General features: G+C 43.9%; 15 protein-coding genes. 3 read left to right on the top strand and 12 right to left on the bottom strand.

Annotated elements, in window-relative coordinates; all coding sequences use genetic code 11:
• Positions 1 to 49: 49 nt before the first annotated feature.
• The 5 genes from GGD38_RS04060 to GGD38_RS04040 all read right to left on the bottom strand — a co-directional run bounded on the left by GGD38_RS04060 (position 50) and on the right by GGD38_RS04040 (position 8,462).
• Positions 50 to 1,165: a redoxin family protein gene (locus GGD38_RS04060; RefSeq protein WP_375299302.1), complete on the bottom strand. Its 1,116-nt coding sequence runs from the start codon at positions 1,163 to 1,165 to the stop codon at positions 50 to 52.
• Between the two features lie 105 nt (positions 1,166 to 1,270).
• A complete protein-coding gene (locus GGD38_RS04055; protein WP_375299303.1) occupies positions 1,271 to 4,099 on the bottom strand; it encodes a glycosyl hydrolase 115 family protein in 2,829 nt (942 codons plus the stop codon).
• Between the two features lie 197 nt (positions 4,100 to 4,296).
• Entirely contained in the window at positions 4,297 to 5,046 is a 750-nt protein-coding gene (locus GGD38_RS04050; RefSeq protein ID WP_375299304.1) for an SDR family NAD(P)-dependent oxidoreductase, read from the bottom strand.
• 144 nt (positions 5,047 to 5,190) lie between these two features.
• Positions 5,191 to 7,335 carry an alpha-glucuronidase family glycosyl hydrolase gene (locus tag GGD38_RS04045; RefSeq protein WP_375299305.1) on the bottom strand — a complete coding sequence of 715 codons (2,145 nt, stop codon included), beginning with the start codon at positions 7,333 to 7,335 and terminating at the stop codon, positions 5,191 to 5,193.
• Between the two features lie 86 nt (positions 7,336 to 7,421).
• Positions 7,422 to 8,462, bottom strand: coding sequence for a LacI family DNA-binding transcriptional regulator (locus tag GGD38_RS04040; protein WP_375299306.1), 1,041 nt, complete (start codon positions 8,460 to 8,462; stop codon positions 7,422 to 7,424).
• A 538-nt stretch (positions 8,463 to 9,000) separates the two neighbouring features.
• Between GGD38_RS04040 and GGD38_RS04035 the strand changes: the two genes are divergently transcribed.
• The 3 genes from GGD38_RS04035 to GGD38_RS04025 all read left to right on the top strand — a co-directional run bounded on the left by GGD38_RS04035 (position 9,001) and on the right by GGD38_RS04025 (position 13,252).
• Positions 9,001 to 10,923 (top strand): sialate O-acetylesterase, encoded by a 1,923-nt coding sequence (locus tag GGD38_RS04035; RefSeq protein WP_375299307.1) that lies wholly within the window; start codon positions 9,001 to 9,003, stop codon positions 10,921 to 10,923.
• 53 nt (positions 10,924 to 10,976) lie between these two features.
• Positions 10,977 to 12,140 (top strand): mannonate dehydratase, encoded by a 1,164-nt coding sequence (gene uxuA / locus GGD38_RS04030; RefSeq protein ID WP_375299308.1) that lies wholly within the window; start codon positions 10,977 to 10,979, stop codon positions 12,138 to 12,140.
• Positions 12,141 to 12,250: 110 nt separating this feature from the next.
• The gene (locus GGD38_RS04025; RefSeq protein ID WP_375299309.1) at positions 12,251 to 13,252 is read left to right on the top strand and encodes a phosphatase PAP2 family protein; all 1,002 of its coding nucleotides are present in this window, start codon (positions 12,251 to 12,253) and stop codon (positions 13,250 to 13,252) included.
• Between the two features lie 36 nt (positions 13,253 to 13,288).
• Here GGD38_RS04025 and GGD38_RS04020 read toward each other — a convergent pair whose 3' ends face one another.
• The 7 genes from GGD38_RS04020 to GGD38_RS03990 form a co-directional block, all read right to left on the bottom strand.
• The gene (locus GGD38_RS04020) at positions 13,289 to 15,496 is read right to left on the bottom strand and encodes an alpha-N-acetylglucosaminidase (RefSeq protein ID WP_375303776.1); all 2,208 of its coding nucleotides are present in this window, start codon (positions 15,494 to 15,496) and stop codon (positions 13,289 to 13,291) included.
• Between the two features lie 339 nt (positions 15,497 to 15,835).
• The gene (locus tag GGD38_RS04015) at positions 15,836 to 16,117 is read right to left on the bottom strand and encodes a hypothetical protein (protein WP_375299312.1); all 282 of its coding nucleotides are present in this window, start codon (positions 16,115 to 16,117) and stop codon (positions 15,836 to 15,838) included.
• A 284-nt stretch (positions 16,118 to 16,401) separates the two neighbouring features.
• Positions 16,402 to 17,472, bottom strand: a complete 1,071-nt coding sequence (locus GGD38_RS04010; RefSeq protein ID WP_375299313.1) for a sterol desaturase family protein — start codon at positions 17,470 to 17,472, stop codon at positions 16,402 to 16,404.
• Positions 17,473 to 17,486: 14 nt separating this feature from the next.
• Positions 17,487 to 17,612, bottom strand: a complete 126-nt coding sequence (locus GGD38_RS04005) for a hypothetical protein (RefSeq protein ID WP_375299314.1) — start codon at positions 17,610 to 17,612, stop codon at positions 17,487 to 17,489.
• Between the two features lie 10 nt (positions 17,613 to 17,622).
• A complete protein-coding gene (locus GGD38_RS04000) occupies positions 17,623 to 19,935 on the bottom strand; it encodes an arylsulfatase (RefSeq protein WP_375299315.1) in 2,313 nt (770 codons plus the stop codon).
• A 123-nt stretch (positions 19,936 to 20,058) separates the two neighbouring features.
• Positions 20,059 to 21,558 carry a SusD/RagB family nutrient-binding outer membrane lipoprotein gene (locus tag GGD38_RS03995; protein ID WP_375299316.1) on the bottom strand — a complete coding sequence of 500 codons (1,500 nt, stop codon included), beginning with the start codon at positions 21,556 to 21,558 and terminating at the stop codon, positions 20,059 to 20,061.
• Between the two features lie 16 nt (positions 21,559 to 21,574).
• Positions 21,575 to 24,841 (bottom strand): SusC/RagA family TonB-linked outer membrane protein, encoded by a 3,267-nt coding sequence (locus GGD38_RS03990; protein WP_375299317.1) that lies wholly within the window; start codon positions 24,839 to 24,841, stop codon positions 21,575 to 21,577.
• Positions 24,842 to 25,128 lie beyond the last annotated feature (287 nt).

Raw genomic sequence — 25,128 nt, 5'->3', positions numbered from 1 at the left:
ATTACATTACAGGTTAGTGAAAGTGGTAATGAGTGAAGTTGACGAGTGATTAATAAAACCTTCCAATTATCCTGTTATCTACAATCAATCTTTTTATTTCAGTAGCATCTATAGGTCCCTGTTTGCCATAAACGATCTTACCTCCTGGTTCTACCAAAATAGTGTAAGGTAACGCGCCCTGCCATTTAGGGTCTATGGCCTCAATGAGTTTGTATTTATCATCGGTATTAAACAGGTAATTGGTATTGGACGCCTGTTGTTGTTGCAAAAACTTCAGCACCTTTTCCTTTTTTGTGGGGTCGTCGGCACTGATGCTGATAAACTCAAAATCGCGGCGGCGGTACATACGGTTAATAGAGATGAAGTCGGGAAATTCGGTAACACAGGGACCACACCAGGTTGCCCAAATGTTGATGAGGCGCAGTTTATCGGTAGGGTTCTTTATTAATTCTTTTAGCCCTGCTTCATCAATAGTATTTACGGAAACAGGTTCTTTTGCCCATTCTTCAAACCCTTTTTTTACAAGTGATGTTTTTTCGGCCCATTTAACTGAACAGCCGAATACTTTGGTTGTGGCCACCGGTACTGGTTTATTTTGTAGTAAGGCTTCTATAGCATCACGGGTATTTAACTCCGTAGGTGTTTTGGATGGCTTTTCAACATTATCAATACGGCCCTGGTAGCGAAGGGTGCGTGCTTTATCGAATATAAACACATGAGGAGTGGCCACAGGGCCATAGGCTTTAGCCGTAATCTGCGCATCGCCATCGTATAAATAAGGAAAGTTATATTTCTTTTGTTTGGCCCGTAGTTTCATTTCATTGAACGAGTCGCTCATATCGGTATAACCCAATTCATCTAACCGTACCGATTTAGGATCATTAGGACTGATTGCTACTACCGCTACGTTTTTGGCGCTATAGTCTTTTGCAAGCTGAATAATGCGATCTTCATAAGCCTGCGCAGTGGGGCAATGATTACAGGTAAATATAATTACTACAATACCTGAATTCTTAAATGAAGCCAGGCTATAAGTTTTACCATCTGTTCCGGGCAATTTAAAATCGGGTGCAGGCGAGCCTATAGCGAGTGTTTTGTGCTCGTTGCTTTGCGTGTGGGCCGCTATGGCAGGCAGGAGGAGGATAAAGAGTAGGAACTTTTTCATAGTAGCAATTTCCTATAATGTACGATTTTTTGGGCAGAGTAAACTGAAGGAGTTGACGAGTTGACTTGTTAACGAGTTAACTCGTCAACTCGTGAACTAATTAACTCACCTCGGGCCTAAATAACTCTTCTTAGCACCTCCAAAATCAACAACGATCTTTTGCAACACAATACCCGCATCAATGGCCCATATTTTAAGGGTGTGATGACCTGCTTTAGGTAATGTATGTGTTGATGTACTGATGCGAATATTATTACTAACCGATTGCGCCCAGGCCTGGTCTGAATAATCGGTATGAATATTAACAAGCCGGGGTGCTTCGTCGTCTATAGAAATGGCATATTGCAATCCGGTTGACTCATTAAAGGGCAGGGTAGGGGAACAATACACCATTACCTTGGCAGCACCGGAATCAGTTGTATAAATGTTATACTCAAGATGGGCGTTTGTTTTATTGAATGTCGGTGTTCGGCTAAATGGCGGAAGAAAGGTAACGCCGTTACCGGTGTGGCCAATGTAATTGATCGTACTCCATTGAACATCTTTTTCATTAATGGCTTTGGTATACCGGCTTGCGTCAATTGAAATATAACCATCGCCTTCAACATTAGTAAGAGAAGTATAGGCTGGTACTATAAATTTTTCAATAGTGGCATATACAGTCACGTCTTTTGTACCAGGTATGCTAATGGTGATGGATACCTGGTTTTTTCCTTCAGGAATATTGGCCCATTTCGCCTGTAACCAAATACGTTGTTCTTTCTCAATACTACCATTTATTGATGAAAGCTGCAACCACGCTGTATCTGCTTTTATTGTATAATTGAATGGCGCGGTACCGCGGTTAAACAGATCGATATAATGTTTTTCAGTACGATAATTATTGAATGCGGGTAATACGGCTTTTTTTGTTTCATTGGGCCATACTTCCTCTGACCCTTCAATAGCAATGCCGGGTAGCGATTGCGTACCCGGAGTAATGGTTTTAACCGCAGGCATTACATTAACCGGTGGTTGTTGCCAGTACGTGTAACCAATATGTGTTTGGTCCATCATATGGTTCCATTTGCCTTTTGCCAATTCTAAATTGTATTGTTTTGTGAGCAGCGAATCGGCAATAAAGAGTTCCTTCACTTTTGCAGCCAGGTCATTGGTGGCAGCACGACCCTGTTTTGCATACAAATGATTTCTTCCTGTGGTAACATACATTTCATTCAGGTTGGCGCTGGCTTTTATGGGAAACAATACCAATTGATAAAATGCATCCTTATATTCAATAGGTAACAGGTTATATAATTTTTCAGCAAGCAAGACCAAGGCATTGTAATCGTGTACCACTTTTTCGGCTTCCTGGTAATTGATCAAACTATACGTATTGGGCGACAGGAGTTCAGGTTTTCGGCGGCTGTTATATTGAGTGTATTTTGAAAGCAGGTAACCGATCTCTCCTGCATACAAATCACCAAATTGTTGCGCAGCCCACTGTTTGGTGTATTCCTGCGTACGATCGGTAGTATATTGAGAAGGGCTCCAGGCTTGATCGAGAAAAAAGGAAATAGGCAGCTCCATTGGTTTAAGATCACCAACGTTCACGATCCAGATGCGATCAACCCCATATGCATGGGCCAGGTTCATTTGTTCCCAAATACGTGGAAGGTTGTTGGTGTTTATCCATTTGTAGTTGCGCGGACCGCCTACATAATCAAAATGATAATAGATGCCATACCCACCGCTGCGCGCCGGTGCATTGCGTTCAGGCAGTTTGCGAATATTGCCCCAGTTATCGTCGCACAAAAGCAAGGTAATATCATCGGGCACCCGCATGCCTTTATCATAATAGTCCTGTACTTCTTTATACAAAGCCCATAACTGCGGTGTGGCGGTAGCATCTTTACCGGTTACATTGGCAATGATGTTGCGTTGATCGGCCACAATTCTTTCAAGTAATGAAATGTTGCTTTGTTCGCTCATGGGTTCATCGCCATCGCCCCGCATACCTACGGTTACAATACTTTCGTACGATCGCTTGCGGCGCATGCCTGTTTCCCAAAATTGTTTTAACCGTGCTTCATTGCTATCGTAATTCCATTTGCCTTTACCATAACGCCGCCATTCATCGTGCGCACGCAGCATGGGCTCGTGGTGACTGGTGCCAATAACAATTCCATATTGATCGGCCACTACGGCATTTAGCGAATCGTCATCATAAAAAGCATTACCCCACATAGCCGGCCACAGGTAGTTAGCCTTACAGCGAAGCAACAGCTCAAATACTTTTTCATAAAACAAATGATTGAAGCCGCCGAAGGTGGCCTTGCTCCATTGTGATAAAGCAGGCGCTTCATCGTTAAGGAAAATGCCGCGATAGGTTACACCGGGCTGCTGATATTGTTTAATGCTATTCTTGTACCAGCATTCTTTTTTAGTTTTTACGGGTACATCGGCCCACCAGTACCAGGGCGATACGCCCAGTTGTTTACTCAATTCAAAAACAGCATATGCCGTACCGCGTTTATCATTTCCTGCAATTACAAGTGCATTGTCGATGCCAGGGTAGGGTGTTGGAATTACCGTTATTTGAAAAGCTTCCCATTTGCCTTGTATGCTGTCTGCCGATAATTTATTGGTTTGAACCAGTTGCTTTATGATTCCACTTTGATCAAGCGAACCGATGATAATGATGTTTTTGGTCTTTTGCGGAAGGGTGTGTGAAACGGCTGGTTTTTTACCCGTCACTTTCTCCAGGTCGGTTTGCAACAGGGCGGCGGCTTTTTGCACCAGCCAATGATCTGTAGCATCTACATATATAGGTGTAGCCTTTTTGTTGGCCACTATTGGAAAGGCGCCCGGTTCATTTTTGGTGACAATAGATTCTTGGGCAAGGAGAGAACTGGTTGAGAACCACGTTAATAATGTCAGGAGTATCTTTTTCATATGCAACAGGAAGGTTCGTTTTTCTCGAAAAACAGTACCCTTTCCTCGAGATTTAATATCGTTTCCTCGAAAAACAGCACCATTTTCTCGAGATTTAATACCGGTTTCTCGAGATTTGGAACCACTTTCTCGTGGCGCGGAACCAGTTTCCCGAGGAGAGCTATCGCTTCCTCGAGAAATAGGACCATTTTCTTTTCTTAAAACCCAATAGAATTACCACCATCAACCGGTAATACCACACCAGTGATGTATTTTGAAGCATCGGTTGCCAGGAATAAAGCGGCATCGCCGATATCGGATGGAGTGCCCATAACACCCATTGGGGTGCGGCCCAGCGCCTTGTTCTTTCGTTCGGCGTCTGCATTAAATGCTTTTGATGTCATGTCGGTGGCAATAAAACCAGGCGCAATACAATTGATGCGAATACCTTGGGGCGATAGTTCGGTTGCCATAGCCCGCGTCATACCTTCAATAGCAGTTTTGGATGCTGAATAGGCAATCACTTTGGGAATTCCATATTGTGCAGCCATGGAGCTGATGTTCACAATGCTTCCTTTTTTATTCGGAAGCATAGTCTTAACCACTTCGCGGCTCAATGCAAATACGCCTACTAAATTTGTTTGTATTACTTTTTGAAAATCTTCATTGGTTACCTCGGTAAATTCTTTCTTCATATTGATACCGGCATTGTTCACCAAAATATCGATATGGCCAAATTGGGTAATCACTTCATTAACGAGGTTGGGAATGGCATCCAGGTCGCTAAGGTCGGCAACCATAGGTACACATAAAGAGCCCAGCTTTTGTTTAGCCTGGTGCAGTTTTTCAGGGTCGCGGCCAACGATCACCGTTGTGATGTTGTTTTGAACGAATTTTTCTGTAATAGCCAGGCCAATGCCTGAACCACCTCCGGTTACGATCGCTACTGTTTGGTTGTCGGTGTTCATTTATTCTATGTTTATAGATCTTGAATTTAAACTTTTGTGTTTCATAGGAATGATCGGCAATCGGCAATAAGTTTCGGGCGGTGCAAGGTCGTAAATAATCTGAACACTCTCTAGGCCACTCACCACTCACCATTCACGAAGTTTTTAATTCGGTGCATACGGAAAACTCAAGCCCATATAATATTCCAACGTTCTATCCGGCTTCTCGTACCCTGCCGGTATCGGTTTCCCGGAAAAGGTTTGAAAATACAACAAACAGGCATTGCGCCACCACACGGCTTCCTGTTCCTGAATATTCAATAACTGTTGTATTTGTACAAACCGTTCTTCATCAATATAACTCCTGAGTTTGCTCCAGCTGCGTTGCATCCAACGAACGGAATCAACACCATTGTAATATTTCTCGCACAAAGCTTCCCACAATGTTTTGCCCGATTGCATTTTATGATTCCAGGATACATGATGGAACCATAATAACATGTTCTCGGGACAGGTGTTTATATTCTCAAACTGCTTACGGACCGCAGGTTGATATTGGGCCAGTGCATTGCTGCCGCTGGTGGTACGGTTAAATCCTATGCCAATTGAGTCGGCCTTGTGAAAATACACCGGGTTCCAGTCGGCCCGCGGCGCTTTGTTATACCAGGGAGCGGGGCCGTAGTGATGCCCGTACCCCATTATATGGTGCAGCCCTAAAGGCGTCATGTAATTAACTATTATTTCGCGTGAGGCCAGCATGAGTTGTTGAACGGTATCAACAAACGCTTTTTTGTTTGAAAATGTTTGTCGTATCCATTCATTGGCTATTTGGGCAGAAGTAAGCGTATGGTCCCAGGCGAGGCGGCCAAGGGTATACCAGTTGGCCTGTCCAAAGGGGTGACCCGTCCAGTTAATATCGCTGCCAATATTGGCAACGCCGGCCATACCCGAAAGTACATGTGCATCAGCGGTACCATCGATGATCTGCGCAACATTTCCGCCATTATTTTTAGAATGTGTATCTGCATTCAGTACTTCTTTAAACAACGGCGCTTCATATACCAGGTGCGTAGCAAAACCCAGGTATTCCTGGGTAAGCTGGTACTCCATCATTAGCGGTGTTTGGCCCATAGCGCCAAACAAAGGATGAAAGGGTTCGCGTGGTTGAAAATCAATGGGGCCATTTTTTACCTGGATCAATACATTTTTTCTGAACTGGCCATCGAGTGGTTTGAATTCACTATATGCCTGTTTGAATCTGTCCTCTGGCGATTCGCTGCTATACACAAATGCGCGCCACATTACAATGCCGCCATGAGGCGCTACTGCATCGGCCAGCATATTGGCGCCATCGGCATGGGTGCGTTGGTAATTCTGCGGACCGGGTTGACCTTCTGAATTGGCTTTTACCAAAAAGCCGCCGAAGTCGGGAATGATACGATAAATTTCATCGGCTTTATCTTTCCACCATTTTTTTACTTCTTCATTTAACGGGTCGGCCGTTTTTAGTTTACCAATTTCAACCGGGGCGCTAAAGCGGGCAGTGAGGTAAACTTTTATATTGTATTGGCGAAAGATGCCGGCCAGCGCAGCTACTTTTTGTAACCAGGGCTCGGTCAATATCATGGCATTGGCGTTCACGTTGGTAAGCACCGTACCGTTTATACCAATAGATGCATTGGCGCGCGCATAATCATAATACCGTTGATCGAGATAACCGGGTAAACGTTGCCAATCCCATATAGAGCCACCGGCATAGCCACGTTCAACAGTGCGATTGAGATTATCCCAATGGTTGAGAATGCGCAAGTCTATTCTGGGTGCACTTATGATGTTCAGTTGTTGAATAGATTGTTGTGTTTGCAGCAACCGTAAGAAATGAAAAGCGCCGTATAAAACGCCGGCTTCTTTGTTGCCGGCAATCAGCGTTATGTTCTTTCCTTCATGTTTAATGGTGCGAATAATAAAACCATCATTGCCCAACCGTGCCAGTACAGTATCACTCACCAACGTTTTAATAAATGGTAAATGTGAAGGCAGTCCCATCATAACCGTACCATTGATGACCGACATTTGTAAGGGCACTTTTTTACCAAGAAGTCCTGAAAGCCCTTTCTGTAATTCCTGATGAGCCGCAATAAGCTGGCCGTTATCAGACGGGCAACTTATACTCGAGATCTGCTGGCGATATTGTTGTAAAAAGGTTGGGTTATCAATTACATTATATCGAAGCCATAAATTATAACCATTTTCTGCAAATATCGAATTGAACAATATAATGCCAATAATGACAGCTATCCATTTTTTCATATGGGATTTTCAGTTGACAGGTTGACAAGTTAACATGTTGACAAGGCATTGCCGATTGCCCCCGATGAAATCGGGGATTGCCGGCTTTATTCGCTATCCGATTTTATTTTCACGGAAGACGCCCTGATGATAAGTTCTGACCGTAATAATATTGTATTAGTAGTATCGATGCTGTTAACGCCATTTAAATGATTGATAAGGCTGGCGGCTGCCATTTCACCCATTTTATAACCGGGATAATTAATGGTAGTAAGGTTAGGTTCAATTACCGTTGATACCGGGTCGTTGTTAAAACCGGCAAAAGCAATATCGTGTGGAATGCGAATGCCTGCTTTTTTGAGGCCCAGCATACAGCCTACGGCACAATTATCGTTCGCAGCAAAAACGGCATCGGGTAATGGGTTCATTTGCAAAATGGCGGCGGCGGCTTGTGTACCTGCTTCCTGGCTCAGATTGTTGATGAGTATATATTTTTCATCAAACGGAATCTGGTGATCGGCCAATGCCTGTTTGTAACCAGCCAGCCTGTCGATATACACATTTCGTTTTGGTGTGGCTGTAATATGTACAATGCGACTGCAGCCCTGGGCAATTAAATGACTGGTTGCTTCATAGGCGCCTTTGCGATTATCGATCAATACACTGGTACATTCAGGATGATCGGTTACGCGATCGAAAAATATAAGCGGAATGTTCTTTTTTATAAATTGGTCGAAGTGCGAAATGTCTTCGGTATCGTAAGCAAGGGAAACCAGCATGCCATCAACCCGGTTATTGAACATGGTTTTTGCACTGGCCACTTCTTTACCCGCCGACTCTGACGATTGGCTGATAATAAGGGTATACCCTTCATTGTTGGCAACACTTTCAATACCGGCAATTACGGTACTCATGAAGTAACTATTGAGCCTCGGAACAATAACACCAATGGTGTATGTACGCTGTTCGCGGAGGTTGCGCGCAAAATGATTATAACGATACCCCATTTCCTCAGCAAGATCAAAGATCTTCTTTTTGGTTTTTTTGCTTACAACAGGGTCGTCTTTCAGCGCCCGGCTAACCGTGGCTATAGAGACGTTTAGTTTACGGGCGAGGTCGTAAATCGTTACTTCTTTTGGTTTACTCATACAATCGCTTACATATGTGATAGTAAAGGTAAAAGAAAATTTTTTTTAAAAAAACAATGTAATCGGTTACATTGATTCATTTTTATGGCTAAATTAGTGTCGTTAATTGTTAACAAGTTGATTATCAGTATTGATTAGCGTGTTGAAAATGTTGGGAAGTTGGAGTTGAAGAGAAGTTACCAGTTACCGGGTTCCGGTTTCCGGGAAATACAGAAAACTGTTACAAGTTTCAGGTTTCAAGTTGCAGGGAAATACATAGCCTAAAACTTACACTGTGAACTGTACGGTTAGAAAAGAAGTTACCAGTTACCGGGTTCCGGTTTCAGAAAACTGTTGCAGGTTACATGTTTCAAGTTTCAGGGAACTACATAGACTAAAACACTGTGAACTGTGAACAATGAACTGTGAACTGTTACGGAAAATCGGTGGCCCCGGAATATAGACCCCGGCAACAGGTAACAGTAACTTAGAATGAGTATCTTAAATTAAATCAAAAAACTAACCTGCAACCTGGAACCTGCAACATGAAACATAAACTATGATCCGCATATTTGCCATATTAATTTCAATTTTCTTATACACTACCATCGTTGCTCAAATACGTCTCCCTCGCTTGATCAGCGACAACATGGTGTTGCAGCGTAATGCCAAATTAACCATTTGGGGTTGGGCCGCTGTGGGTGAAAAGGTAAGTGTACTTTTTAATAATAATACTTACTCCGCAACTGCCGGCGCCGACAGCACCTGGCGGGTGACGCTTTCTGCGCAAAAGTCGGGCGGGCCGTACGATATGGAGATCAGAGGCAGTAATCAAATAACTATAAAGAATATTTTGATTGGTGATGTGTGGGTGTGTTCGGGGCAATCGAATATGGAGCTGCCCATGGAACGGGTAAAGGAGAAATACGCAGCAGTAATAGCTCAATCAACCAACCCGGCCATCAGACAGTTTAATGTAGCTACCACTTTTGAGTTTCAAAAAGCAAGAACAGATTTTGAGTCGGGTAGCTGGGTGGCAGCTAATCCACAAACCGTTTTACAGTTTACAGCGGTGGGTTATTTCTTTGCCAAAAGCCTGTATGAAAAAAATAAAATACCCATTGGTTTAATAAAAGCCAGTGTAGGCGGTTCGCCCGCCGAAGCCTGGTTAAATGCCGATGCTTTAAAACCGTTTCCCAAACACCTGGAGGTATTGGCTAAATACAAACGAGATGGTTATATAGACAGTATTAGAAATGCGGAACGGCAGTTTCGCGATAACTGGTATCAAACCATTTGGGCGAATGATAAAGGATTACATGAATCAAAACCCTGGTACAACCCCACCTATGATGTTAGCAGTTGGGCTACTATGCCCATACCTGGTTATTGGGATGAGCACGGTTTAAAAGCAAATGGAGTGGTTTGGTTTAGAAAAGATATTGAAGTGCCTGCTTCTATGACTGGTAAACCGGTGAAATTATTATTGGGTAGAATTGTTGACCAGGACTCGGTATTTGTAAATGGCCGCTTTGCGGGAACGGTTGGCTATCAGTATCCCCCACGGCGATATGAATTACCAGCGGGCATGTTACAACCCGGTAAGAATACAATTGTAGTAAGAGTGATAAATAGTGTTGGCCGCGGTGGATTTATTGCCGACAAACCTTATCAATTGGTATCAGACAATGAAGTGATCGATCTTACCGGTGAATGGCGTTTTGCATTGGGAACAACAGCGCCGCCATTACCCCCGCAAACTTTTTTTCAATACCAGCCAACAGGTTTGTTCAATGCAATGATAGCACCTATGTTGAACTATAGTATAAAAGGCGTTATCTGGTACCAGGGCGAAAGTAATGCGGGCCGGCCTGTAGAGTATCGTACTTTATTTCCGGCTGTAATAACTACCTGGCGGCAGCAATGGAAACAGGGCAATTTTCCATTCCTGTTTGTTCAGCTGGCTAATTATATGCAAACAAAAGAGGTGCCCGGTGAAAGCAGTTGGGCTATGACCCGTGAAGCGCAATTAAAAACATTGTCATTACCCAATACCGGCATGGCCGTAATAAGTGATATAGGTGAATGGAATGATATTCATCCGTTGAATAAAGAAGATGTAGGTAAACGGCTGGCGCTTTGGGCGCAAAGAAATGATGGCGATAATAAAGTAGTGTATTCCGGTCCGCTATTAGCGTCATCGAAGATCATGGGCAATAAAATAATTCTTACGTTCAGCAACACCGGCAGCGGTTTAATTGCGAAAGGCGGTGGTGAGTTGAAATATTTTGCCATTGCAGGCGACGATAAAAAATTTGTATGGGCAAAGGCTGCCATTGAGGGTAAAAATGTAATTGTATGGAGCGATAAGGTGCCGCAACCCGTAGCCGTTCGTTATGCCTGGGCCGATAATCCGGAAGGTGCTAACTTGTATAATAAAGAAAGTTTACCGGCCTCGCCATTTAGGACAGATAGTTGGTAACCTGTATTAACTTCAACATTCAACATTCAATATTCGACATTCAATATTTTACTATGGAATATACAATGCGTTGGTTTGGGCCAAATGATCCCGTTCCTTTACAACATATACGGCAGGCAGGATGTACAGGTGTTGTTACTGCACTGCACCATATACCTGTTGGTGATGTATGGACTATAGAAGAGATCAACAAGCGTAAGGCAATGATTGAAGCGGCCGGCATGAGCTGGACGGTCATTGAAAGCCTGCCGGTGCATGAAGATATTAAGAAGCAAACCGGCAACTATCAACAGTACATAGCAAACTATAAGCAAAGCATGCGTAATGTGGCTGCCTGCGGACTGAAAGTGATCACCTATAATTTCATGCCCATACTCGATTGGGTACGTACAGATATCGATTATGAAATGCCCGACGGCAGTAAGGCCCTTTTCTTCGAAAGGCTGGCCTTTGTTGCCTTTGATGTATTTATGCTTGAAAGGCCGGGCGCAGAAAAAGAATATACAAAAGAAGAGCTCGATGAAGCAAGGGTATACCTCAATACCATAAAGCCACAAAAAAAGGAAACGCTGTATCGCAATGCGCTGCTGGGTTTACCGGGTAGTGATGTACCATTTACCAAAGAACAGGTGCTGGCTGCTTTAACCACCTATCATCATATTGATGCTCAAAAGCTGAAAGCCCATTTGATCTACTTTTTACAACAGGTAGTACCGGTAGCAGAGGAGTGTGGTTTGCAAATGGCCATACACCCCGATGATCCGCCATACCCTGTATTGGGATTGCCGCGTATTATGAGTACCGAGCAGGATGTAAAAGATATGTTGCAGGCGGTGCCTTCAAAAGCAAATGGATTGTGTTATTGTACAGGTTCGTTGGGTGTTAGGCCCGATAACGATCTGCCAGGTATGGTACAACGTTACGGCGATCATATACATTTTATACATCTGCGTAGCACTAAGCGAGACGGGCAGGGTAATTTTTATGAGGCCGATCATCTTACCGGTGATGTAGATATGTATGCCGTAATAAAAGAACTGGTGCTGGTAATGCAACGGAGAGGTATTACGCTGCCTATGCGGCCCGATCATGGCCACCAGATGCTCGATGATCTAAAAAAGACTACCTATCCCGGTTATAGTGCCATTGGACGTTTGCGCGGGCTGGCAGAATTACGTGGACTTGAATTGGGAATTGTAAGAAGTTTGAAAGCATAGCTTCAATATTTATTCAGATTTAGACTGTAGCTTATACCTGGCGTGAAAACCTATGGCATAATTTTTTAATGCTTTTTTAGGTTACCAATATTCACACCATTTGTATATGTATGGGCTGCAGATATAGATATGGTACTTTATGGTTGCTGCTGTTATCGTTAACCATTACTACCCAGGCACAAAAGGATATATGGAGAAGAATGGATAGCCTGAGCAGACTGCCTCCGCCACTAAAAAGAGAGAACAAGGACAGTATAAGGAAGGAATTCTACAATCAAAAAACAAGGATAACATTCCCCGTTTACTTTGGTTTATTGGCGCATGATCTAAAACAACAGGTCACTTCGCCTTTTCATGCAAAACCACGTTTATGGTACCGTACAGCAGCAGTTGTAGCTGCCACCGGTGCTGTATTGTTGCTTGACGTTCCCATAAGTAAAAACGCAGTGGACTGGCGGCAGAAAAGTACTACGCTGGTAAATACCAGTAAGTATGTTACCCGCTTTGGCGGGCCCTATGAAGTATATACGCTGGCAGCCCTGGGCGTATATGGCTGGGCGTTCAAGAATGAAAAGATAAAGACCACCACCTTGCTGGCAACACAGGCATATATAACTTCTGCAGTGATCTTTGAGGCTGCCAAGTTTTTATCGGGCCGGCAAAGGCCATATTATTATAATCCTGAAACAAATTCAAATAGCCCCACCTGGCATGGCCCGTTCTATCAGTTTAAAAAAGATGCGAACGGTAATAAACCCAATAGCTATTCTTATACATCATTCCCTTCAGGACATACAACCCTTGCCTTTGCTGCTGCAACGGTATATGCTATGGAGTATAGCGACCGGCCGCTTGTGAAGATAGCAGCTTATAGCGCTGCATCTGTTATTGGTTTAAGCCGTATAACAGAAAATAAACACTGGGCTTCAGATGTGTTAATTGGTGGTGTCCTTGGCCATTTAATTGGCCGTCAGGTGGTAAATAATTATCACCGCTATGCAAAATTAAAATCTGAACAAGCCGCCACTGCCAAAAATAAGAATACGCTTACGTTTGTTCCACAATATCAGTTTGGACGGTGGTTACCTGGAGTAGTGTATAGATTTAATTAGGTGAACCTGTATTAAAATGAACTATTGTGATTCTAACTATTCAACTTCTTTCCTGTACTTCTTATACATCTGTAACGAAACAGCAACGCTATTACCAACCGGTTCAACCGGAAACGCCTTCTGCATTTTCACCCATTTCCATTCCCAATCCTTAATGGTTGCCTCAAATTGCTTTAGATCGGGCTCGGCGCCGGTGCGTAAAGATTGCTGCAACATGGCAAAGAATTGTTGCCAGCGTGGTTTGTAGAAATCATTCAGCAATCCGCTCCATTGGCGGTTTGAGTATTCATGCAGGGGACTATTAGCATCGCCCCACAAAGTGATAAGGTCACGGGCGTTCTGCTCATACAATGCTTTTTCTGCAGGCGTGGTGCCATGGCTGCGGGCGGTAGATAACCAGGGGCCCAGCATAAAATCTTTACGGGTGGCAAGCAATACATCCATATCACTTATGAGTTGTATAAATGCTTTGCTGTATTTATTAAAGGCAGCAGTATCTTTTTCTTTATAAGCAGCTACCCATTTCTTTTGTAACGGTCCGGCATAGTTGGCCAGTACCTGGCGGGTTATGTCAACCAGATCGTATTGGAAGCCATCGGTATTTATGCCTTTGCCGGCCGACTGTATAAACAGGTCCCAGGCCGGTAATAATGCGCGGCGATCGTAATTGAGTTTGGTTCGTGTCCAAATGGTAGTGGAGTCAAACGTTGGGCGGCCGGTAACAATTGATTCGGCGCCATCACGTATTTCTTTCCCATTGTAAACTGTTTGCCGTAGTACCTGCCAGGCATTCACCAGGTCGGTGCTGTTGGCAGCGTAACGGTTCAACACATATTTGGGTATCCAGGCATCCAGTGCAATAGGTTCTGTTTGCCAGGTGTGTTGTGTCATTAGTTCATACATCACGGGGTTTTGTTCAATGGCTTCCATGGTTAACCCAATGCCCCACATTTTGCCCGATGTTTTATCGTTCAATGCATCGGCCGGGCCGGTAGCTATGCCGTCCATACGGCCAAAGAGGTTTACATTGCCACCAAAATTGTGCAACATATTCCAGATCCACGGCTTGTCGTAAAATGCGTTTGTACGTTTCCATACAGGTTCTATTTCTGCGGCCAGGTCGAGCAACAACATTTTATCGCCGGGCACTGCTTTTAGCAATGCTTCTATTTGTGGCGCTTTCCAGAATTTTCTATCGCTATAAAATAACCAGCCTTGCATTACCCAGGTGGCGGCGGTATCGGCCTGCTTCATTCCCTCATAAATACGTGCGCTTAGGGCCGATAAAAAAGTTGGGTCATCTGAAGGCGGTTCGTTCTCATTAAAGGTATCTGCTGAATACAGGTGATCGGTACCAAATAACTGTGTTTGTTTTTGCAGGAACTTCTTTCCAATTTCTGCGAACAATGGATCTTCCGAATCGAGAATATAGGTGTCGGCAAAACCATTCGTCCAGTTGGTGGCTTTTAGTTTGGCGTTGGGGTATTTCTTTTTAAAAGCTGGTGGTACGTGACCCGTAAAGGCAGGTAATACAGGTTTCATACCCAGTTCTCTTTCGCGTTGCAATATCTTTTCCTGAAGTACTTTATGACTTTTCATCCAGCTCAATGGCAGCGGGCCTCCCCAGGCGTCGAGGTTACCCATCCAAAACCAGCCAAAGTATGCCGGGCCGCTAAAGAAGTCTTTCAGCTCCTCATCGCTAAAGCCCATTTCTTTATATACAACGTACCAGGTATATTCTTCACCAGTAATGGCCAGCGGCATGTTGATACCATGCAGGGCCATCCAGTCAATTTCTTTTTGCCACCGGTCCCAGTCCCACCAGCTCATACTGTAATTGAAGGTGCAATAATTAAGATAATAGCGATAGGTGTATGGAGTAGCCTTGTGTACTTTTTCTTTTACCACCGGAAGGCTGGCGGGAAGATTAAGGTTAGTGCCATTCCAGGTTATTTGGCAGTGAGCGTATTCGGTAAGATAATGATATAAAGCAGAGGCTACAGAGGTGCCATTATTGCCACGCAATACAATTTTACCGGAGCGGCTTTCTACTTCAAAAATGTCTTTATCGTTTTCGGCTGCAATTGATTCTACAATAAAATGGGTAGCGTTTTTGGGCAATATGCGCTGAATAAGCGCTTTGGAGGCCTGGGTGTTTAGTTGGGCGGCAATCGTAAAGGGCAGCAGCATTATCATTAGGAGCATAAAGCTGTAGGGCCTGGCAATTCTTTCTCGTTTTAGCATAGCTTGTTTGCGGTTGTCATACCAAATGGGTTACGCGCGTCAAGGTATAACCAATTTTACTCCCCGCCAAAATGCAAGCTTAAACATTAACGAAACCGGTTTCGTAGCTGTGAATTCCGCAATCCACAATTCTTTCCCCATTTTGATGTGTAGAAGTTTGCCGAATATAGGGGAGAGAAGTAGGAGGTAAGAGGTAGGAAGTAGGAAATAAGAAGTAGGACTTCTGAATTTATACGAAGAGCCCGAATGTCGGGCTCTTCGTACTTCGTACCGCTTACTTCTGCATCTTATTGGTATAATGATGCACTTAATAGAAAGTATTCTAACAAGGAAAAAATACTAATGTTGCAAGTGATAGCGCATTCTGCTTTCCAGTTTATCCAGGTTTTTATCTTTCATCACAGTAAATGAAAACTTCTTACCTGTTTTAGAGGCTGCACGAACTACTGCATCGATCACATCTTTGATAGATAATCTATCATTGCTCTTAAATTCAACATTCCCGGATTCGGCTTTGGTGCCCGCTGCAACCAGTGATTCCTGCTTCATTTCAGCATATAAGTTGTTATAATCAGTTGCGTTTGCATTATGTAATTCAACCCGGGCAGTAAATGTGCTCATATAATTATTTTAATGGTTTGAAATAAATGATCTCTAATCACTGTAGTGTTAAAAGATGTTTATGATATTATTAATTATCTGTATTAAAAAGCTAGTTCATATTTACTGAATATCCATGTTTTGTTTAACGGCCACTACTATTAAAAAAGCGTGCCAATGTCAGTAAAAGTGGATATCATAACAAAGAGCTTACAAGCAAAAGTTATTGAGTTATTCAGTTAGTAAGTTATTGTAATCAACTGACCAACTGAATAACTTACGAACTGAATAACTGAAAATTATTACTAAGAACTAAGAAGGCTTTCGGCTTTTGGTTTTAAGGTTACTTCAGTTATTTCATCTCCAACCTCTGGCCCGTTGGCTGCTAGTTCACTGCCTTCTTTCTTCGATTTGAATATGGGCCACATAAATTGTGCATACCATTCTTCTTCTTTATAATGCTTTAGTCCATACGATTTTGGGTATTGACGGGTTATGATACCTGTTTTAAAGATCACATCCCACAAAAAGAACATATTACCAAAGTTGCCTTTATAATGACCTACACCATCATCGGTAGTATCGGCATGATGTGCATGATGGGTGGCGGGTGTTGATATAAGCCGCTCCAGCACCCAGCCAATAGGTTTTAACCATTTGATGGTATAAAAAGGTTTATCCCACGGAATGCTTGAATGTGCACCGGTGGTGATCAATGATTTTATGCCAGTAACAAACAGCGCAGAATAACCAAGTCCCAGGTAGGTAAGTGAAGTAGTTAAATAGATCTGCGAAAAGAAGATGGTATAAATAATATTCTGCCTGCTGGCCATGGCCATACCCATATATGGCGCTGAATGATGCGTACGATGAAAACGCCATAAGAACGGCAACTGGTGATGTAAGCGGTGGTACCAGTACTGGGTTAAGTCATCGGCAATGGCAATTATAAAAAAGCCCCACCAGAAAGGTATCCAGGCAAAGGCATTTTTACCGTCAGGTAAAATAACCGGTAATATCAATAAGCCAAAATAAGCAATGAGCGGGCGGATGAGGATCTTAGGCGCTATAAAACTTACTATATCCAGGATCCGTTCGTTTTTGGTCCATTTGTTTTCGTATAAACCTGCTGCAAATTCAATAACACCCAATACAACCATAATAAGCGGCAGACCCCAGGTGCTTAGGTTCTTGAAGATCGCTTCGAGGAAATGTGGCATTTTGAAAGGTAGTGCTGCATCGCCATGATGTTGCCACGGATGGCTGCCCGTAAAATAAAATGTAAGGAACATCAGTGTGGCAGGCAATGCGTAAATAAAAACACTGATCAACGCATCGCGTGATATCTTTTGCGCAAGTGTTGGTGTTTGTTTCATATTAAATTATTTGATTAATGTTGAATTATATAGTTACTGGCCAGCCAGATGCCTCCGGCAATAATGAGCAGTGGTATCAAAAAGATCAAAATGCCAACGGCGATCTTCTTTGATAGGATAATAAAATCTCCTGTTGTCATAGTAAATGGTTTATGGTAATGAATTATGTGTAACAGTCACTTTGTTCAACTGACCGGTGAATACGAATGGCGATTTATACACGGGCGCCACCGGTGAACCATTGTCTTTACCAACGTCGAGCCCTTCATCGTAAGGGATGATGGTGGCATCGGCCTTTGTAATAGCGCGTTCAGCGATCTTTATGTCGTTTACATAAATGGATTCGGTACCGGCATTATCAGTAGCGTTTTGAGCGCGTACATAATTAAGATCGTAACGTAATGTGGCTTTGCCTTTTGGTAATGACTGGGTTGTTTCAAAATATACCAGCTTGCCATTGTTATTATGGGCCACTTTTAATTTTCCTTGCTGAACAAAAAAGCTGAAACCGGTAAAGCGGCCGCCAACAGCGAGCAGCACGCCTTCGGTATTATCATTGGCGATCTCTACATCGGCTGCTATACTAAATGAATGTTGATACAATACCGGGGCCGAACGTGTAGGCAGTTGCGTAACACCAGGATACAGTATAGCCTGGCGCCGAACATCGAAGGGGCCCCTGGTTAACTTTTGAAAGCTGCGTGCAGTGGTGTCGCCAAGCAAAGGATACAGGTTGTATTTTTGTGCTTCTCTTTCGAACAATGCCTGTAGTTCTTTTAATTTATCGGGCTCACTGGCAGCAAGGTTTTTCTGTTCGTTAAAATCTTCATTAAGGTTGTATAATTCCCATTTATCATTGGCGAAAGAAGTTCCGGTTTGGTGGTATACCTCCGCTTTCCAGCCATCTTTATAAATGGCGCGGCTGCCACTGATCTCATAATATTGTATATGATGTTGACCGGCTGCTTTGGCATCGGTAAGGGTATAAGCAAGGCTTACTCCTTCCAACGGCTCCTGTTTGTAACCATTGATCACTTCGGGAACGGTAAGGTGCGCAATATCTATAGCCGTAGGCGTTACGCTGTTGATATGCGAGTATTGGGTGCGGATGCCTTTTTCTTTAATACCATTGGGGTAGAAAAGAATTAACGGGTTGCGGGTGCCGCCTTCGCTATTGGCATCCTGTTTTAAATAACGGAATGGCGTATTGGCTGCCTGCGCCCAGCCGGCCGGGTAATTAGGACCCGTTTTGGAAGAACCAATATCGTCGTACAGTTTTGCGATCTCCTGAATACGGTCTTCATATTTTTCGGAGAAGAGGCTGCCATCGATATACTCATTAATACCATAAGCATGCCCCGTTAAACCGCCTTCCTTACTGGCGCCATTGTCGCCAATGATGAGCACTACCAATGTGTTGTTAAGCTGGTTGATGTTTTTAAGAAAGCTGATCAAACGGCCAATTTCATAATCGGTGTGCGATAGAAAGCCGGCATATGCTTCAAAGAAACGGGCAAACACCTTCTTCTCAATAGCACTAAGCGAATCCCATGCTTTTACGCCGGTATTACGTACGGGCAGTGTTGTATTGGCGGGAACAATACCCAGTTTCTTTTGACGGGCCAGCACTTCTTCGCGGTATTTATCCCAGCCACCATCAAAACGGCCTTTGTATTTATCGATCCATTGTTTATCTACCTGGTGCGGACCATGCGTTGCACCGGGAGTGAGATACAGCAGGAAAGGTTTTTCAGGTGCGGCAGATTTTTGACTGGCAATGTATTCAATAGCTTTATCAACCAGAACGGTTGTGAGGTGTTTGCCTTGCAGGTCGGGTTCAATTTTAGAAGTATTCTCCCACAGCATGGGTGTATACTGATCGGTTTCACCAGCCATAAAGCCATAGAACTTATCGAACCCGCGGCCTGTGGGCCAACGGTTGAACGGGCCCGCGCCGGTTAGGTCGGGTGTAGGGGTTACATGCCATTTACCAACAGCGAATGTGTTATAACCATTCTCCCGTGCTATTTCTGCAATGGTGGCTTTTTCAAACGGCATATAGCCATTATGACCGGGTGCATCAACTGCCAGATCAACAACCGTGTTTACGTTTACTGAATGATGATTACGGCCGGTTAATAGTGATGCGCGGGTAGGGGAGCATATAGCTGTTGTATGAAAGTTAGTGTATCTTATTCCGTTATTGGCCAGGCTGTCGAATGTTGGGGTTTCAACCAAACCGCCAAAGGTGCTGCTGGCGCCAAAGCCAACATCATCCAACAGAATGTAAACAATATTAGGTGCATTCTTTGAAGCCGCCGGGTTGAATGGTTTATTACCCGGTGTTGTTTCTGCCAGTGTTTTACCTGCTTTACCGGCAAATGGTTGTGCGGGACTATGCTGGGCAAGAACTTGAAATGTTATTGATGATGTTAATAATCCTATGAAAATATGTTTCTGCATTTTGAAAATTGTTTTTTAAATCGGCAATCGTGAATCGTGAATCGGCAATTGGCCCCCTCCCCAGTCAACTCGTCAACTGTATTCCATTATCACATTAGCTAATTATCACATTAGCACATTATGCTACCTATCCCACCAAAGACGCGGCGACTGGTACGTAGACCCTGCCGGTGTATTCTTATTTAACGAAGTTTCATTTTGTGGATAAGGAATACGGCGTGGGATCTGTCCGTTCGGATTGGCGCTGTGTGTTGCATTTTGTGCAAGCGGAATAGCCGGATAACCGGTGCGCCGGTAATCGTTCCATACTTCGGGTTGCAGAAACAACGCAATGTATTTTTGGGTAATGATGGTTTCAATATCATTGGCTGCTGTGCCGGTAAGTGTTGCTTTTGCAGCTATATAATCGGTTTGCTTTTGTGGCGTAGCATAAGGGTCGCTGCTGTTGCTGATCACTTTACTGAACGAGGCCCGTACGGCAGCTTCCAATGCCGTTTGTGCTTTGGGGTCAGCGGCGTTTAATAATATGCGGGCTTCGGCTTCCAGAAACTTTGCTTCTGAATAGCTGACCAGTATAACCGGAGCAGTTGCAACGCCATAAAAAGAACCAATACGTGAATAAGCGCCCGGTACACCGGCTACGCTTCCCTGGTAGGTGGTGCTGCCGGTAGGATAGTTAGTAGCAAAATAGGCACGACGCGGATCAACATAAGTACCCTCTGCTTTGGTATTGGCATCGGTGACTTTATTACCATTTAACAGGTTTACAAATGAAGCGCCTAAACCTATCCAACCCGGGCGATTTGTGTTTTGCTGATAAAAAGGATTGGCGTTGGTTGTAGAAGAACCAAATACCACCTGCGCATCGGTAATGTTGCTTTGTATACCACGCCAGGTTGAACCATTGTACAGGTACGACAATACCTTTTGCGCCGCATCGGTAGCATTTACTTTGCTCAGGTGAATGGCATAACGTGCTTTGAGGGTATATGCCGTAGCTATCCAACTGCTTATAACGCCTTTGAATATTACATCATCGCCCGATGGAGTGGCGCCCAGGTTGGCCGATACCGGTTGCGACAATTCCGTAATTGCCGAATCGAGCTGCGATTGTAAGGCAGGGTAAATGTCTTCCTGGTTATCATATACCGGGTTGGTAATGCCGTTGCCATACAAGGCTTCTTTGAATGGAACATTCCCAAAAATATCGGTCAATGTACCATACGAGAAAGCTGTTAACACTCTTGCAATACCACTATAATATGGCAACTGCTGTGTGCTGGCTGTTTGTTGAATGATCTTCAGGTTGGTAAGCACATTGGTATAATACGTTAACCAGGTGGTGTTAAAATACCCGGGCGATGTTGTGTAATTATCAAATGGCGCGGCATCGCCATTGGCGCCTGATGCCTGCTGTGTATATATATTGGTAAGCAACCCGGCATTGATGCCGGTTGTAAAACCTAACGATACTTCGGCGCCGGTCAATACCGCGCTTAATGATACGTCTGAAGAAGCGTTGGGATTAATATTGGTCTTGCTCAGGTTGCACGATGTTATTGACACCAGCCAGCTGCCAATAAAACCAATTTTTACAAGATGATTAAAACGTATGTTCATCATGATCATATTTTTCCTTTTAGAAAGTAATGTTTAATGCCACCCCCACGCTGTGGGTATTGGGTGTTGTCCAGAAGTCGATACCAGAGAAGTTGGAAAGACCATTACGCGTGCCCAGGTCTGGGTCCATACCGGTGTAGTTAGTGCTTAATATAAAGTTACGGGCGGTAAGGGTAATACTGGCTGCTGAGATCCTGGCCGGCTTAATAAGTTTGGCCGGCAGTTCATACGTAAGGTTAACATCTTTCAACTTTAACCAGTACAGGTCTTTTTCAACATACAGCCCTTGCACGCTGAATGTTTTACGATACCATGCTTGCGACAAAACCGCCTGAATGGTATTGGGTTCACCCTTGCTGGCAGTAACGCCATCGAACACGGTGGTAGAGCCGCGGTCAACAGTGCTGGCGTCAACGCCATTAAACACCATTTGTAAACGGGGAGCATTGAAGATATCGAACCCAAATCGACCATCTAATAAAAAGGAAAGGGTAAAGGGGCCCGATTTGAATTCATTTCTCAAGCCTATATTGAAATCAGGATTGGGATCGCCTATTTTGGTGAATTCGGTATTCACTACCGGGTAACCATAATTGCTGCTGCTGGCATCATCGTCAATCACTACTTTTCCATCGGCTGTTCTTTTTACATCTATGCCATAAAACACACCATATGGATCACCGGCCTGGCCGCGGGCTTCCATCCAAATGCCACCAAGGCTTACATTGGTAATGGCATCGGTGATATAGTTCACTTTGCTTATGTTCTTACTAAAAATGGCAGTTGCGCTCCAGGTAATTTTTTTCTTTTTCAAAAAGTATTGTTGCAACGTGGCTTCTATACCGTGGTTGGTTATACTACCTGCATTAATGAGCGTGTATTGTGCACCTGTAGAACCTGGTAATGAAACCGGAATGATCTGGTCTTTACTGGTATTGTTATAATACACCGCATCGAGTATGGTGCGGCTGTTCAGGAAATGTAATTCTGTGCCCAGTTCGTAGGTGTTTATTCTTTCAGGTTTCAGGTTGGCATTTCCAATGGTAGTGCTATAGCTAAGTCCCTGCTGGCCATTGAACGGAAAGCTGAGACCACTTTGTATCCACCCGCCTGTGCTTGTGGTGGTATAATAAGTGTTCAAAGAATATGGGTCGGCATCATTACCTACCTGGGCATAAGTGGCGCGCACTTTACCAAAGTTCAATGCACCACCATTCAGGTGTAATGCATCGGTAAAAATGAAACTGGTACCTATAGATGGATAAAAGAAGGAATTCTTTCCTTTGGCTAATGTGCTCGTCCACTCATTGCGCCCGGTAAGCTCCAGGTATAACCATTTCTGATAATCGAGTTTGATGTCGGCATAACCCGCCACCAGTTTCTTTTTAATGGTTTGGTTAACGGCTTGCACGGAGGCTGCATTTCCTATATTAAAGTTACCGGCAATGGTCAACCCATCGCCCCGGGTATTCACCTGGTTCTTGTAAGAGTTGTAATAGTTGTAACCTGCTATCAGGTTCAGGTCAATATCATTGGTAAGGCGGTGTTGCGATGAAAGCAATACATCGAGGTTATTATCGCGGCGGTAAAAGTTTACATCGTTAATGGTACCGGTGGCAACACCTGAGGTACCGCGGCTCCAGGCGCCTTTTCTTACATCGGTATAATTATCCAAACCATATCGTGCGGTTGCTTTCAGCCAGCTGTTAATGTCATAATTGGCTTCGGCAAAAGTGATAAAGCGGTTCAGCTGATCGTTCTGGGGGTTCATGTTTAACGACCAGTATGGATTGTCCCATCCAATTCCATTGGCGTAGGAGCGGCTGTCGCCCCAGGGTTTGGCCGAAGTGGCAGGCAATTTATATGATTCGGCATGCCGCCACGGTTCATTGTATCCATTGGTAATGTCAAAGTTTACGGCCGAATTAATAAGGGCGCGCATTACATTGGTATTAAAACCACCCATCAGGGCGCGGTTGTTGGCGCCATCCTGTATATAATTCAAACCACCCGATAATTTTAATTTATCGTTCACCGTGTAATCGCCATTAAAGCGGAATGTATGACGGTAAAAATCTGTGGTGGGAATAATACCGGTTTGTTTAAGATTGCCATATGAGAAATAATAACCGGCATTTCCGGTATTACCATATAAGCTGATGTTGTTGTCGGTAGTATAACCGTTCACAAAAAAATTATCGACGTTGTTATAGCGGTTAACAGGTATGCCATTGGAGAGCACGCTGCTTTTGCCGACAATTACGCCATTTTTGTCGAAGTTGCTTGCCTGATTGCTATAGGTAAGCGTATCGAGCAGGGCGCCCCAGTTCTCATCGGAGCCGGTAACGCCAGGCAAAATATAACTACCACCTAAGCCATTACTAAATTGTGTTTGGCGGGGCTGTGTGCGGCGATTGATTTTGTCAACGGTAAAAGAACCATTATAGGTAACCGATATTTTTTTATTGGTAAGTGCGCTGCCGCGTTTTGTATTTATCACCACAGCTCCATTTGATGCCCTGATGCCATATAAGGCTGCTGCGGCAGGGCCTTTTAGCACCGTAATGCTGGCAATATCGGCGCTATTGATATCAATGGCGCGATTTGAAGGTGTAGCCAGCGAAACGCTGTTGGTGATGGAGGGAAGAATGTCCTGTATGGAATTATCAACAGGAATACCATCCAGAATAAACAGGGGAGCGTTGTTACCAAGCAATGAGCTATTGCCGCGGATCTTTACAGAAGAAGAACCGCCAGGTGAGCCGCCCGAATTGTTAATTTGCACACCGGCTATTTTTCCGCTAAGCGCCGCTACGACATTTGCTTCGCGGGCCTGCACCAGTTCTTTACCCTTTACTTCTGAAAGGCTATAACTAAGCGCCTTGGCCGAACGTTTGATGCCCACAGCTGTTACTACCACTTCATCGAGGTGTGCATTTTTTTCATAGAGGGTTATTTCGGAATATTTTTCTGAAACAGTAATTACACGGGTAGCATAACCCACATAGCTGATCTCTAATGTTACCGGTAAGCGTTGGCCGGTAAGAAAGTCAAATTCGCCTTTGTTGCCCGTTAATACCTGATGGGTAGTGCCGGCAATATGTACGGTGGCTCCGGTTAATGGTGTGCGGCTTTTTTCGTCGAGCACCTTGCCGCTGAAGGTGATGTTCTGTACTGGCCCTTTTTGTACTTTTTCAGGAACTGAATCCCGCGAGGTTTGTGCCAGTGCGGTGTTAAAAAAAGCAGTTTGAAGAACGAAGATTGGTAAGTAGTACACCTTCTTCATTATCTTTGTTTTGGTGAATAAAAAAAGAGATCATCCCAGCTGGTAATAGCCGGTTTGGTGAAATCATTAAGCGTTTTATTTGCCAGGCCGGAGCTGCTGTAACAGTTTCCGGCCATTTTTTTCCCGTCTTGTCATGCCCCTTTCTTCAGGCGCATGTTCGAGTGAACAATGTCATCACGATGTATTCTGAAACATTATATTATTTATTTGAAGTGAAGTGTTGGTGTTAACCAAAATTGGTATAGTAACATGAACAGGCAATGCAACCGCGGGGTTATCAGCAGCAG

The sequence above is a fragment of the Niastella sp. OAS944 genome (assembly GCA_024809215.1).
In the GTDB taxonomy this organism is placed as follows: domain Bacteria; phylum Bacteroidota; class Bacteroidia; order Chitinophagales; family Chitinophagaceae; genus Niastella.
The sequence above is the reverse complement of the archived record's forward strand: the minus strand, read 5'-3'. Positions and strand labels throughout refer to the sequence as shown.

What these genes read in the sequence shown, in the direction of transcription:
- GGD38_RS04025 (WP_375299309.1), top strand. Translation starts at nt 12,251, where the DNA reads ATGGGCTGCAGATATAGATATGGTACTTTATGGTTGCTGCTGTTATCG.
- GGD38_RS04055 (WP_375299303.1), bottom strand. Translation starts at nt 4,099, where the DNA reads ATGAAAAAGATACTCCTGACATTATTAACGTGGTTCTCAACCAGTTCT.
- GGD38_RS04000 (WP_375299315.1), bottom strand. Translation starts at nt 19,935, where the DNA reads ATGCAGAAACATATTTTCATAGGATTATTAACATCATCAATAACATTT.
- GGD38_RS04050 (WP_375299304.1), bottom strand. Translation starts at nt 5,046, where the DNA reads ATGAACACCGACAACCAAACAGTAGCGATCGTAACCGGAGGTGGTTCA.
- uxuA (WP_375299308.1), top strand. Translation starts at nt 10,977, where the DNA reads ATGGAATATACAATGCGTTGGTTTGGGCCAAATGATCCCGTTCCTTTA.
- GGD38_RS04045 (WP_375299305.1), bottom strand. Translation starts at nt 7,335, where the DNA reads ATGAAAAAATGGATAGCTGTCATTATTGGCATTATATTGTTCAATTCG.
- GGD38_RS04035 (WP_375299307.1), top strand. Translation starts at nt 9,001, where the DNA reads ATGATCCGCATATTTGCCATATTAATTTCAATTTTCTTATACACTACC.
- GGD38_RS04020 (WP_375303776.1), bottom strand. Translation starts at nt 15,496, where the DNA reads ATGCTAAAACGAGAAAGAATTGCCAGGCCCTACAGCTTTATGCTCCTA.
- GGD38_RS04060 (WP_375299302.1), bottom strand. Translation starts at nt 1,165, where the DNA reads ATGAAAAAGTTCCTACTCTTTATCCTCCTCCTGCCTGCCATAGCGGCC.
- GGD38_RS04005 (WP_375299314.1), bottom strand. Translation starts at nt 17,612, where the DNA reads ATGACAACAGGAGATTTTATTATCCTATCAAAGAAGATCGCCGTTGGC.
- GGD38_RS04015 (WP_375299312.1), bottom strand. Translation starts at nt 16,117, where the DNA reads ATGAGCACATTTACTGCCCGGGTTGAATTACATAATGCAAACGCAACT.
- GGD38_RS04010 (WP_375299313.1), bottom strand. Translation starts at nt 17,472, where the DNA reads ATGAAACAAACACCAACACTTGCGCAAAAGATATCACGCGATGCGTTG.
- GGD38_RS04040 (WP_375299306.1), bottom strand. Translation starts at nt 8,462, where the DNA reads ATGAGTAAACCAAAAGAAGTAACGATTTACGACCTCGCCCGTAAACTA.
- GGD38_RS03990 (WP_375299317.1), bottom strand. Translation starts at nt 24,841, where the DNA reads ATGAAGAAGGTGTACTACTTACCAATCTTCGTTCTTCAAACTGCTTTT.
- GGD38_RS03995 (WP_375299316.1), bottom strand. Translation starts at nt 21,558, where the DNA reads ATGATGAACATACGTTTTAATCATCTTGTAAAAATTGGTTTTATTGGC.